This window comes from Streptomyces sp. NPDC097619 (genome assembly GCF_040302735.1).
Classification (GTDB): Bacteria; Actinomycetota; Actinomycetes; order Streptomycetales; family Streptomycetaceae; genus Streptomyces.
Genome location: NZ_JBEOSD010000007.1, coordinates 1 through 12,181 on the forward strand (window position 1 = coordinate 1; position 12,181 = coordinate 12,181).

Annotated in this window: 8 protein-coding genes and 1 tRNA gene; 6 read left to right on the forward strand and 3 right to left on the reverse strand. The window is 74.2% G+C overall.

Translation table 11 applies throughout. The features are described from left to right. Positions 1-78 precede the first annotated feature (78 nt). Together rlmB and ABTZ17_RS03275 are read left to right on the forward strand one after the other, a co-directional pair. Positions 79-1,035, forward strand: a complete 957-nt coding sequence (gene rlmB / locus ABTZ17_RS03270) for a 23S rRNA (guanosine(2251)-2'-O)-methyltransferase RlmB (RefSeq protein WP_352193771.1) — start codon at positions 79-81, stop codon at positions 1,033-1,035. A gap of 177 nt (positions 1,036-1,212) precedes the next feature. Further along, positions 1,213-2,814, forward strand: a complete 1,602-nt coding sequence (locus ABTZ17_RS03275) for a DoxX family protein (RefSeq protein WP_352193772.1) — start codon at positions 1,213-1,215, stop codon at positions 2,812-2,814. Positions 2,815-2,952: 138 nt separating this feature from the next. Here ABTZ17_RS03275 and ABTZ17_RS03280 read toward each other — a convergent pair whose 3' ends face one another. The 3 genes from ABTZ17_RS03280 to ABTZ17_RS03290 all read right to left on the reverse strand — a co-directional run bounded on the left by ABTZ17_RS03280 (position 2,953) and on the right by ABTZ17_RS03290 (position 5,740). Continuing rightward, on the reverse strand, positions 2,953-3,756 hold the full coding sequence (locus ABTZ17_RS03280) for a nucleotidyltransferase family protein (protein WP_352193773.1): 804 nt from the start codon (positions 3,754-3,756) through the stop codon (positions 2,953-2,955). A gap of 296 nt (positions 3,757-4,052) precedes the next feature. Further along, complete coding sequence (locus ABTZ17_RS03285; protein WP_352193774.1) at positions 4,053-4,466, reverse strand: hypothetical protein; 414 nt, start codon at positions 4,464-4,466, stop codon at positions 4,053-4,055. Between the two features lie 185 nt (positions 4,467-4,651). Continuing rightward, complete coding sequence (locus tag ABTZ17_RS03290; RefSeq protein WP_352193775.1) at positions 4,652-5,740, reverse strand: ABC transporter ATP-binding protein; 1,089 nt, start codon at positions 5,738-5,740, stop codon at positions 4,652-4,654. Positions 5,741-5,953: 213 nt separating this feature from the next. On the opposite strand from ABTZ17_RS03290, the gene ABTZ17_RS03295 reads away from it, so the two are divergent. From ABTZ17_RS03295 to ABTZ17_RS03310, 4 genes are all read left to right on the forward strand, one after another. Further along, positions 5,954-6,027 (forward strand) — tRNA-Thr (locus ABTZ17_RS03295). 333 nt (positions 6,028-6,360) lie between these two features. Beyond that, entirely contained in the window at positions 6,361-8,091 is a 1,731-nt protein-coding gene (locus ABTZ17_RS03300; protein ID WP_352193776.1) for an FG-GAP-like repeat-containing protein, read from the forward strand. A 214-nt stretch (positions 8,092-8,305) separates the two neighbouring features. Then, complete coding sequence (locus ABTZ17_RS03305) at positions 8,306-10,006, forward strand: FG-GAP repeat domain-containing protein (RefSeq protein ID WP_352193777.1); 1,701 nt, start codon at positions 8,306-8,308, stop codon at positions 10,004-10,006. 339 nt (positions 10,007-10,345) lie between these two features. Then, positions 10,346-12,112: an FG-GAP repeat domain-containing protein gene (locus ABTZ17_RS03310; protein ID WP_352193778.1), complete on the forward strand. Its 1,767-nt coding sequence runs from the start codon at positions 10,346-10,348 to the stop codon at positions 12,110-12,112. The last annotated feature ends 69 nt before the right edge of the window (positions 12,113-12,181 follow it).

A 12,181-nucleotide genomic window follows, 5' to 3' on the forward strand; every position in this document is an offset into this window, starting at 1 on the left:
CGTCGTGCCGCCGGGCCTGCCGGGCGCCACACTCTTCATACGTACATATCGCAGCACCGACGAAAACAGGTAGAGGTCATGGCCGGGAACAGCCAGCGCAGGAACCGCCGCACGTCCAACAAGAAGGGCGCCACGGTCGGCAGCGGTGGCCAGCGGCGCAAGGGCCTGGAAGGCCGAGGTCCCACCCCGAAGGCCGAGGACCGCAAGGGCCACAAGGCGCACCGCGTCTCCAACGCCATGGCCCGCCAGGCCGCCAAGCGCCGCCCCGCCCCGCGCCGCGGCGGCCCCAAGGGCACCAGCGAGATGGTCGTCGGCCGCAACCCGGTCTTCGAGGCCCTGCGCGACGGCGTGCCCGCCACCACCCTGTACGTCCAGCAGTTCATCGACAACGACGAGCGGGTCCGCGAGGCCCTCGCGCTCGCCCAGGCCCGCGGCAACATCAACCTGATGGAGGCCCCGCGGCCCGAGCTGGACCGCATGACGAACGGCCTCAACCACCAGGGCCTCGTCCTCCAGGTCCCGCCGTACGAGTACGCGCACCCCGAGGACCTCACCGCCGAGGCCTACGACGCCGGGCAGGACCCGCTGATCGTCGCCCTCGACGGGGTCACCGACCCGCGCAACCTCGGCGCGATCGTCCGCTCCGTCTCCGCCTTCGGCGGCCACGGCGTGGTCATCCCCGAGCGCCGCGCCGCGGGCATGACCGCGGGCGCCTGGAAGACCTCCGCGGGCACCGCCGCCCGGACCCCGGTCGCCCGGGTCACCAACCTGACCCGCGCCCTCCAGGAGTACAAGAAGGCCGGGATCGCCGTGGTCGGCCTCGCGGCCGAGGGCGAGCACGAGGTCCAGGACCTGGAGGCGCTCGGCGGCCCGGTGGTCATCGTGGTCGGCTCCGAGGGCAAGGGCCTCGGCCGCCTCGTCGGCGAGACCTGCGACTTCCTCGTCCGCATCCCGATGCCGGGCGGGGCCGAGTCCCTGAACGCCGGTGTCGCCGCGGGCGTCGTCCTCTACGAGGCGGCCCGCCGCCGCGCCTGATCCGTTCGGCGGAGCCGGGCGCGGCGGACCGACCCGCGCGCCCGGCCCCCGCCGGCCCTCCCGGACCTCCGGGGGAGGGCTGCCGGACCGGCCCGGACCCGGCCGACAAGATCTTGACGGGCCTCCGACACATCCCTGCTGTCAAGGCAGTGTCCTAAACACTCATCACTCGGTTAGATGAGTGTGGACACCAGAACGCCGTTCGACGACCAGCCCGCGCTGAGCATGGTGAAGGTGCCGTGCGACCCGGCGCAGGTCATCGTCAACCACGCCAGCTTCCGCGTCCGGCTCGCCGCCCCGCCGCGCCGGCCCGCGGCCCCCGCGGGTCCCCTCGGGGCTTCCGCGCTGAGCGGCGCCGCGGCCCTGGCCGGGGCCTCGGTCCGGACCCGGCGCCGTGCCCCCGTGGTGTGGAGCGGCCGGTCCGCCGACGCCGCCGCCACCGGCGGGCTGCTCCAGGCGGTCCGCGAGGCCGGTCAGGGACACCCCGCCTACGAAGGCGCCGACGGCGGCACCACGCAGGTGATCCCCCGGATCGACCTGGCCGGGGACACCATGCCGACGCCGACCGTCATCGGCCAGCGCAGCCGGCACGACGCCGACAGCACCCAACTCCTCTCCCCGGTCGGGGACCCCGACGGCCGCACCGGCGGCTACGACGGGTACCCCGGCTACGCGGGCGGCCCCGCCCCCGACGAGCTCGGCGCCGCCGAGGCCGCCGACGCCGGGCTCCGCCGCCGCCGCCCCGCCGCCTCCGACGGGGACCGCCAGGGCTACTACCCGGACCGCCGGATGAACCTCGGCGTGGTCCTGCTGCCGCTCCGCGTGTTCCTCGGCTTCATCTCCATCTACGCGGGCATGGGCAAGCTCTGCGACCCCGTCTACTTCGACGGCGGCGAACGCGGCTCCATGGTGACCTGGCTGCACACCCTGCACCCGTGGGCCCTGGCCGAGCCGCTGCGGGACTTCGCCCTCTCGCACCCGGTGGGCGCCGGGCTCACCGTGGCCTTCCTCCAGGTCATCGTCGGCGTGCTGACCGTCCTCGGCCTGTGGCAGCGGTTCGCCGGCTGCATCGGGGCGCTGCTCTCCGCGGCCCTGCTGATGACCGTCACCTGGAAGACCGTCCCGGTCTACGACGCCCCCGACATCATCTACCTGGCCGCCTGGAGCCCGCTGATCATCGCCGGTGCCCCGGTGTACTCGCTGGACGCGCGACTGTCCGGCGAGGCGTGGCGGACCCTCGGTCCGCGCTCCGAACTGTGGGAGCTGCGCCGCCGGGTGCTGCGCCGCGGTGCGGTCATGGCGGCCGTGGTGTGCGGGCTGACCCTGCTCATCGGTTCGCTGCTGGGCGGCGCGGTGCGTTCCAACACCGTGGTCACGGTGCCCGGTCCGGACGAGGCCCCCAGCAACTACCTGCCGGGGCAGCCCCTTCCGCAGGAGCCGGTGAAGTCCCGGGCCCCGCGCCGGAAGACGGAGCCCTCGGCGGCGCCGTCCGCGGCGGCCTCCACCCCGGCGGCCGAGCGCAGCGTCACGAACCCGGACGCGGGCCCGGCGCGGGAGACGCGCGGCGGGGAGGAGCGTCCGGAGTCCCCGAGCACGGGCACCGGCACCGGCGGCGGGTCCTCGACCCCGCGGCAGCCGGTGAGCCGGCAGCCCTCGACCCCGGGCGGCGGCTCGCCCGCGGCCCCGGGCGGTTCCACGGGCGGTGACGGCGGCAGCGGGGGCGACTCCGGGGCCCCGGAGCCCGCGAAGCCGGGTCTGGTGGGCGGCCTGCTGGGCTGATCCGCCCCCGACGGCCCGGAGGGCCCGGTACGCGCGTGCGGTGCGCGTACCGGGCCCTCCGTCGTGTCAGGTGTGCCCCAGCCCTTCGGAGGCGGGTCCCAGGGGCTGTGTACGGGGCTGTGCGGGCCTGTACGGGCCTCAGGAGGCGCGCTGGGCGGCCAGCTCCTTGGCGGCCTCGGTGAGGTCCTTGGCGGTGTCGATGGCCCGCCAGTAGGCGCCCTGGGGCAGCGGGAAACCGGCGAGACGGCGCTCGCGGGCGAGGCGGGGGAAGGTGGTCCGCTCGTGGTCGCCGAGGTCGGGCAGGAGCGAGGCGAACTCCGCGGAGAAGACGTACACGCCCGCGTTGATCAGGTAGGGGGAGGGCGGGGACTCGATGAAGTCCAGCACGTGCCCGAACTCGTTGGTCTCCACCGCGCCCCACGGGATCCGCGGGCGGGCCAGCGCCAGGGTGGCGGTGGCGGCGCGCTCCTCGTGGAAGGCGGCCATCTCGCGCAGCGAGAAGCGGGTCCAGATGTCGCCGTTGGTGGCGTACCAGGGGCGGTCCGGGTGCGGCAGGTGGGCGGCCGCGTACTTGAGGCCGCCGCCGCGCCCCAGGGGTTCGGTCTCGACGACCGTGCTGACGCGGAGCGGGAGTTCGGCCTTGTCCAGCCACTCCTGGAGGACCTCGGCGAGGTGGCCGCAGGAGACCACGGCGTCGGTGACGCCCTCGGACGCGAGCCAGGCCAGCTGGTGCCCGATGATCGGGACGCCGGTGCCGGGGATCTCGACCATCGGCTTGGGCCGGTCGTCGGTGTACGGGCGCAGCCGCGAGCCCTGGCCGCCCGCCAGGACCACGGCCTGGGTGGGTGCGGCGGGGAACGCGGCGGGGTCTGCGGGTGCGGCGGGCGCGGGGTGCGGCGCGGCGGCCGCGGAGCCCGCGGCGGAGGGGTCTGGCTGCGTCATGCCGAGCAGCCTATGCGGCCGCGCCCGGGCGGGGGGCCGGACGGCGGGGGAGGCCGCCGGGCGGGTGCGCCGGTGCGTGGGGCCGTGCTGTGGGGTGGTGTGCGGCGGGCCGCGGGTGGGGCTCGTTCGGGGTGCCGTGGGGCGGGGTGGTGCGGTGGTGGGGCGTGCGTGCGGACGGGGGTGGGGGCCGGGGGGTCGGGCCGGGCGATGCGGCCGCCGGCGGGCGGCCGAGCGCTGCGGTCCTGTCCGGTGCCGGGGAGGTGCGGGGCCCGGTACCGGGGTTGCCGGGGTGTCGGCTAGCCGAAGGAGGCGACGCCGGAGGCGAAGGAGGTGTCGCAGGCGGGCCGGGAGTACGTCTGGGCCTTCGTGGGGCCGTAGAGGTCCGCGGCGGCCCGTCCGAGGGCCTTCGCGATCTGCCCGCAGTAACCGGCGAGCGAGGGACGGCGGTCCACTTCCTGCTGGAGGTGGGTCAGGACCACGCCCGGGTCCTTCTTCTCCTGGAGCTCGCCGAGCAGCTTGTCGCGCAGGACCTCGTGGGGCGCGCGGACCTTGGCGGGCTTGGAGACGTCCTCCGCGGAGGCGGTGAGGACCTGGGACGAAGAGGTGTCCGCCCAGGGGACCATGGTGACCGCGAGGGTTCCGGAGAGGACCAGGACGACGGGCAGGACCAGGGCGAGGGATCGGCCGATACGGCGGGCAGAATGGGTCACGAGGGCGAGAGTAGCGCTCGGTGAAGATTTGGCGACATTTAGTCACCCTGTCGAGGGACGGTTCGACGTGGCCTTTCGAATCGGGTGTTGACGCACGAGGCTCGAAATGCCCGGTCTGCCGGGGTATTTGTCACACTGGGCCCCGCCGTGAACGGCGGGGCCCAGTGTGCGTGCGTCCTGCGGGGTCAGTCCGCGAGGCGCTCGCCGGTGGAGGTGGAGAAGACGTGCAGTTCGCCGGCGCGCGGGACCACGTGGAGGGTGGCGCCCTTCTCCGGGACCTGGCGGCCGTTCACGCGGACCACGAGGTCCTGGCGGGTGCCGCCGACCTCGGCGGTGCCGTAGACGTAGCCGTCGGCGCCGAGTTCCTCGACCACGTTCACGGTGACGGCGAGGCCGCCCTCCTCGACGAGGTCGAAGTGCTCGGGGCGGACGCCGACGGTGACCCCGCGGTCGCCCTTGTCGGCGGCGGCGGTCAGGGCCTCGCGGTTCACCGGCACCACGCTGTCGCCGAACTTCACGCCGCCGTCGGTGATCGGGACCTCGACCAGGTTCATGGCCGGGGAGCCGATGAAGCCGGCTACGAAGAGGTTCGCCGGGCGGTCGTACATGTTCCGCGGGGTGTCGACCTGCTGGAGCAGACCGTCCTTGAGCACGGCCACGCGGTCGCCCATGGTCATGGCCTCGACCTGGTCGTGGGTGACGTACACGGTGGTGATGCCCAGGCGCCGCTGGAGCGAGGCGATCTGGGTGCGGGTGGACACGCGGAGCTTGGCGTCGAGGTTCGACAGCGGCTCGTCCATGAGGAAGACCTGCGGCTGGCGGACGATGGCGCGGCCCATGGCCACGCGCTGGCGCTGACCGCCGGAGAGGGCCTTCGGCTTCCGGTCCAGGTACTGGGTGAGGTCGAGGATCTTCGCGGCCTCCTCCACCTTGGAGCGGATGGTGGCCTTGTCCACGCCGGCGATCTTGAGGGCGAAGCCCATGTTGTCGGCGACGCTCATGTGCGGGTAGAGCGCGTAGTTCTGGAACACCATGGCGATGTCCCGGTCCTTGGGCGGCAGGTGGGTGACGTCGCGGTCACCGATGCGGATGGCGCCGCCGTTGACCTCTTCGAGGCCGGCGAGCATGCGCAGGGAGGTGGACTTGCCGCAGCCGGAGGGGCCGACGAGGACGAGGAACTCGCCGTGCTCGATGCTCAGGTCGAGCGCGTCCACGGCGGGCTTGTCGCCGCCGGGGTACAGGCGGGTGGCCTTGTCGAAAGTCACGGAAGACATGGGTGATGTGTCCCTTCACCGGCAGGAACGTGCCGGACGATCCGAGTAAAGGAAGGATGGGTCTAGTCCATTTGCCGGACTGCTCGGCACGCTACCCGGCAATTCCGGATCTGTCAGTAGCGCAGCGCACGGCGGGGGAACTTCTTCGCGGAGCGAGGGGCCCCATGTGTACAGTGAAGGCGGCTCGCGCACGGTTCCCGTGCCGCCCGCCGCGCCGCCTTAGCTCAGTCGGCTAGAGCGCTTGACTTGTAATCTTGAGGTCGTCGGTTCGATTCCGACAGGCGGCTCGACCCCCTCCAGCAGGGGCCGAGAAGAAGTCCCGCAAAGGGCCCCGGACTCCGATCCGGGGCCCTTTCGCATTCCCGGAGCCGCCGCGCCGCTTTCGCCACTCCGACCACGCCGACAGGGTCCGCCCAGGACCGATCGGGGCATGACTTCCCGGGTGCCCGCACGGGCCCGTCCGGTTCCGGGAGGAGCTGCGGTCGCGGATGCCCCCGGCTGGGGCTGAGGGGCTGAGGGGCTGAGGGGCGGTGTGAGCTGGGGGAACCCCGGGGGTGGGGGGTGTCCGTGGGGCGTGTTAGCGTCCGCCGTCTTTGTTGTTCTTCACATGGGGGAATCGCGTGCGCAGGATCGTGGGCGCCGGGGTGGCGGCCGTACTGCTGGCCACCGGTGGAGTGGTGGGGACGGGGGCGGGGACGGCCGTGGCGGCCGGGGACCCGACCTTCGAGTTCTCGCCCCTCGTGGACAAGGCCGTCATGCCCGGGGAGGGCTGGGCGGACCTGGGACCGAGCTCGACGGGCGGGCAGCACGACGGCCGGGGCGACGGCACGTACGTGTACGCGCTGAGCAAGAAGCCGCTGACGGAGGCCGGCTGGTCCGGGGGCGGGCTGCCCGCCGGGTTCAAGCTGGACCTGTCCTCGTCCGAGACCTGCAAGGCCAAGGCGGGTGTCGCGGGGATCCTCCTGTGCGACGTCAAGGACAACAACCCCTCGCCGACGCTCGCCGCCACCAGCACCGCCGCCAACGGGCTGACCGCCTACTACGGGCTGGTGTACGTGCCGCGCGGCGGCGACGTGAACAAGGGGATCAAGGAGGCGCAGACGGCCGCGACGCAGCCGGTCGGGACGCGCCGCTCCCACGCCACCGTGACGGCCAAGACCCGGGCGCACGTGGCGCAGAACACCATGAAGCCCGCCACGGCCCCGCTGCCCGCCGGCGGCACCGTCACCCACACGGTGCAGCTGCACGCCGTGGACAAGGGCAACCTGGGCATCAGCTTCCCGCCCGCGCCCGGCCAGCGCCGCTGGGACGAGGGCGAGCTGAAGGTCGAGGTGCTGTCGGTCACCTCGAACGGCGGCGCGAACCTGGAGTGCGACAACTCCCTCGGGGAGATCGGCTGGGGCAACGAGGCCCGCTGCCTGGTGAAGAAGCCCGGTGACTACACCGTCTCGTACACCCTCAAGGCCGCCCCGAACAGCCCGGCTTGGCGGCTGCGCGCCGAGATGACCTACGAGGTGTACTCCTTCGGCACGTACAACCCGCAGGCGCACGCCGACTTCGCGGTCAGCAGCCCCGTCCCGGTCGTGCCGCGGTACCGGCTGCTGGCCCGGGACGCCGCCGGTGACCTGTGGGACCACCAGGGCACCGGCAAGGGGTCCCGGGTGCTGGAGGCCATGGGCCCGGTGGGCTGGAGCGGGGACTGGAACCGCTATTCGGCGCTGACCCGGCTGGGCCCCGTGACGGTGCAGAGCACCGGTCCCGGCGCCGTCGCGCGCGACAAGGCCGGTGTGCTGTGGTTCCACGGCATGTCCGGGGACGGCGGGGTCTACACGGCCGGCAAGCGGATCGGCGCGGGCTGGAACGCGTTCAACGCGCTCGTGGGCGCCTCGGACCTGACCGGTGACGGGAAGGCGGACCTGCTGGCCCGGGACACGGGCGGCGTGCTGTGGGTCTACCCGGGCACCGGGAACACCGCGGCCCCGTTCGGGACGAAGACCCGGATCGGCGCGGGCTGGGGCGGCTTCGGCGCGCTCGTCGGCGGCGTGGACCTGACCGGGGACAAGAAGGCCGACCTGCTGGCGCGGGACGCCTCCGGGGTGCTGTGGCTGTACCCGGGCACGGGCACCCAGGCGAAGCCGTTCGGCGCGCGGGTGCAGGTCGGTACCGGCTGGGGCATCTACAACTCCGTGGTGGCGCCGGGCGATCTGGACTCCGACGGCAAGGCGGACTTCGTGGCCCGCGACGCCTCCGGGGTGCTGTGGTGGTACCGGGGCACGGGCGACGCGGCGAAGCCGTACGCGGCCCGCGTGAAGGTCGGCGGCGGCTGGAAGCCGTACAACCTGCTCTTCTGATCGGCCCTTTGGGGGCGCGCGAGGTGTCGGGGGGTCGCTGCCGTGGGCGGCGGCCCCCTGAAACTTTGTAACAAAAGCGTGTGTTATACGGTCCGCGCACGTCATGCGGGGAACATGACGTTGCCGCGGCAGCACGATGCCGCCTTCACGTTGCGGAGCGCGAAACATGCGCGGAATGAACGGAATGATGGGACGGGGCGCGAGGCGCCTCGGTGTGTTCGGGGGTTCTGCGGTCCTGCTGGCGGCCGGGTCGGTGCCCGCGTTCGCGGCCGGGGCGGCGGGGAGCGCGGACGACTACGCGTTCACCTTCAAGGACCACGTGGTCGCGCCGGGCGAAGGGTCCGTGGTGGCGCTCAAGCCCGACACCGTGGACGGGACCCCGAACGGCACGCTGGTGTTCGCGATGTCCGGGGCGCCGCTGACCGACGCGTCCTGGGCTAAGGGCGGCCTGCCCGCCGGGATGAGCGCGCGTACGGACGACTCCTGCACGGTCTCGCCGACGGTGAAGGGCGTGTACTTCTGCGCCACCGGCGAGGACACCGGCTGGGTGGGTCCGGCGGTGTCCGCCGCCGACTCGGTGAAGAACCTGACCAAGCTGCACTTCGGGGTGGCGTACGCGCCGCGCGGCACCGACCTCAAGGCCGCGGTGAAGAAGGCCCAGCTGGCGGGCAGCGCCCCGCAGAAGGGCAGGGTCGAGGCGCACGCGGTGACGGTGCTGACCTCGGACCACGTCAAGAAGAACAAGCTGACCCTGAAGACCCCGGCGGTCAAGGCCGGTTCGGAGGTCACCCAGTCGGTGACGGTGCAGGCGCGGGACGCCGGTCAGCTGCGGCTGTCCTTCGGCCCCGGCGAGGGGCAGCGCTACTGGGACAAGGGCGAGCTGAAGGTCTCCCTGGTGTCGGCGAAGCCGGGCCCGGGCGCCTCCGACTGCCAGGTGACGCCGGGCGAACTGACCTGGGACGGCCTGGTGTGCGACGTGGCCGCCCGCAACGGCGCGGACGTCACCGTGACCTACGTGCTGAAGGCGGAGGCGAAGGCCCCGGCCTGGAAGCTCGCCGCCAACGCGAGCTACCAGGTGTACACCTCCGGCTGGGGCGACGGGCCCACCGCCGACAAGGAGTTCGCCGTGGACAGCCCCTTCGCGGTGAAGGAGCGCCACATGCTCCTCGCCCGGAAGAAGGGCACCAAGGGCGAACTGACCGTCTTCCAGGGCACGGGCAAGGCCCCGAAGGTGTTCGCCCCGGCGGAGACCTACGGAGAGGGCTGGGCCAAGTACACGGCCGTCACCAAGCTGTCCCCGGTGAAGATCCAGATGGCGGGCGGCCCCGTGGTCGCGCGCGACGCGGCCGGCGTGCTGTGGAACTACCACCTCGGACGCGACGGCGGCCTGTGGGAGCCGAAGAAGGTCGGCGCGGGCTGGAACATGTACGACTCCCTGACCGGGGCCGGCGACGTGACCGGCGACGGCAAGGCCGACCTGCTGGCGCGGGAGCCCGGCGGCCGGCTGTGGCTGTACCCGGGCACCGGCGACGCGGCCAAGCCCTTCGGGGCCAAGGTCAAGGTCGGTGCGGGCTGGCAGGTCTTCGACGCGGTGACCGCGGTCGGCGACGTGACGGGCGACGGCAAGGCGGACCTGCTGGCCCGGAACCGGGGCGGCGGCGAGTCCTTCGTCTACGCGGGCACCGGCCTGGCGGCGCGCCCCTTCGAGAAGCCGGTGTCGGCGGGCCTCGGCTTCAAGCGGTTCGACGCGCTGAACTCCTCTGGCGACCTGGACTCCGACCTGAAGGCGGACCTGCTGGCGCGCGACGCGGCGGGCGTGATGTGGCTGTACCGGGCCACCGGGCAGGCCGCGAAGCCGTTCCAGGAGCCGGTGAAGATCGGCGGCGGCTTCGACAAGTACGACCTGCTGTTCTGAGCGCGGGACGTGTCGCTCCGATCCGGTGATCCGGTGATCCGGTGAGCTGTCGGTCCCCTGGACCCGTGGATCCGTGGATCCGTGATCGGGCGGTGAGATGAGAGGAGGGGCCCCGGCCGATCGGCCGGGGCCCCTCCGGCGTTCCGGCGTTCCGGCGTTCCGGAGGCCCGGAGGCCCGGAGGCCCGGGGCGTTCGGGGCCCGGGGACAAGTGGGGGACAACCCTTCCGGGTCCGGAGCGGTCTGGGCTCTTGATCATTGCGGTCGGGGTGCGGAGCCCCGGCCGCCGGCAGGCCGGGCGCCGTGGACCGCGGGCCCGCGGATGTGGTGGGGGAGTTGCGATGGGTGTGCGCCGTGCCTCGGTGGCGGTGGGCGGTTCGCTGGTGCTGCTGGCGGGCGGAGCCCTGGCGGGGGTGGCCGCGGCGGACGCCCCGTACGGGTTCGCCCGGGTCCTGGACGCGGTCGTGAAGCCGGGCGGTGCCGCGGACCTCGCCCCGGGCCTCGCCGTGGGGAAGACGGAGGCCGACGGCACCTTCGTGTACGCGGTCAGCCCGAAGCCGCTCACGGGCGGCACCTGGGCGGGCGGCGCCCCGACCGGGACGACGGTCCGGGTCTCCGGCACGGACTCCTGCGCCCCGCGCGCGGGGGTCGCCGGGGTGTTCACCTGCGCCGCGCAGGGGCCGCGTGGGCTGCCCGGGCCGGTGGTCTCGGCGCAGGCCGGGGCGGCGCACGGCACGACGGTGCACTACGGCGTGGTGTACGTGCCCCGGGGCGGCAGCCTGGCGGACGGGGTGCGGGAGGCGCAGACGGCCGGGGCCCGGCCCGAGGACCGCCGGCACGGCGCGGGCACGGTCACGGTGAAGACCCCGGAGCGGGTGGCGGCGAACCGGCTCTCCCTGGCGGTGCCGGGCCTGCGGACCGGCGGTTCGGTGACCCAGTCGGTCACGGTGGCGGCCGTGGACGCGGGACGGCTGGTCCTGGACTTCGACTCCTCGGCCTCGCAGCGGCCCTGGGACCCGGCGGAGCGCGATCTGCGGGTGACGGACGTGCAGGTGGTTCCGGCCGGGGCCGGCGGTAGGGGAGGTCCGGCCGGGGCGGGGGTCGCCGGTGGGGGCGCGGACTGCGAGCCCGCGGGGTCGGGAGGTGTGACCGTGCAATGTGACGTGCAACCCGGCCATGTGACGGTGCGCTACACCCTGGAGGCCGGTCCCGAACTCAAGGCGTGGACCGTGGACGCCCGGGCCGTGTACCGCGTCTACACGGATCCGGCGAATACGGGCGACCCGGTGGCCACGGCCTCCTTCAAGGTGACGAGCCCGTTCCCGGTGCGGGACCGGTCCCGGCTGCTGGCCCGCGGCAAGGACGGGGCCCTGCGGGTCCTGGAGGGCACCGGGCGGGCCGCGGAGCCCTTCGGGGCCCGGATGGGCGGCGCGGGGTCCGGCTGGGGCGCGTACGGGCTGTCGGCCAAGACCGCCCCGGTGACCGGGCGCGGTACCGGGGGGCCGTTGGTGGCCCGGGACAAGGCGGGGGTGCTGTGGCGGATCGCCCCCGAGCGGGGCGGTCAGGGTTTCGGGAAGCCGACCCGGATCGGAGCGGGTTGGCAGGTGTACGACGCCCTGGCCGGGACCGGCGACCTGACCGGCGACGGCCGGGCCGATCTGGTGGCCCGGGAGCCGGGCGGGGTGCTGTGGCTGTACGCGGGCACCGGGAAGGCGGCGGCGCCGTTCGCCCCCCGCGTGCGGGTGGGCGCGGGCTGGCAGGGCTTCGACCGGCTGGTCGGCGCGGGCGATGTGACCGGTGACGGTACGCCGGACCTGCTCGCGCGGGACCGGGCGGGCGCGGTGTGGCTCTACGCGGGCACCGGGACCGCGGCCCGGCCCTTCGCGCCCAAGGCGGTGACCGGTCTGGCCGGCGCCGGGCTACGGGCGTTGGCCTCGCCGGGGGACCTCACGGACGACGGCCGGGCCGACCTGGTGACCCAGGACGCGGCCGGGCTGCTGTGGCTGCACGCGGCCACGGGCGATCCGGCCGCCCCGTACGCCGCGCCGGTGAAGGTGGACCGCTGGTGGGACCAGTCGGTCGTGGGCGCCTTCGCCGCGCTGCTGTAGGCGCGCCGTCGCGGGGCGGGCGGGGACCGGGCGTGGGCCGGGCGGGCGTGGGTGGACGTCCCCTCGCCC

Excerpts from the sequence above, each read along its gene's own strand:
- rlmB (WP_352193771.1), top strand. The coding sequence starts at position 79 with ATGGCCGGGAACAGCCAGCGCAGGAACCGCCGCACGTCCAACAAGAAG.
- ABTZ17_RS03275 (WP_352193772.1), top strand. The coding sequence starts at position 1,213 with ATGAGTGTGGACACCAGAACGCCGTTCGACGACCAGCCCGCGCTGAGC.
- ABTZ17_RS03280 (WP_352193773.1), bottom strand. The coding sequence starts at position 3,756 with ATGACGCAGCCAGACCCCTCCGCCGCGGGCTCCGCGGCCGCCGCGCCG.
- ABTZ17_RS03290 (WP_352193775.1), bottom strand. The coding sequence starts at position 5,740 with ATGTCTTCCGTGACTTTCGACAAGGCCACCCGCCTGTACCCCGGCGGC.
- ABTZ17_RS03310 (WP_352193778.1), top strand. The coding sequence starts at position 10,346 with ATGGGTGTGCGCCGTGCCTCGGTGGCGGTGGGCGGTTCGCTGGTGCTG.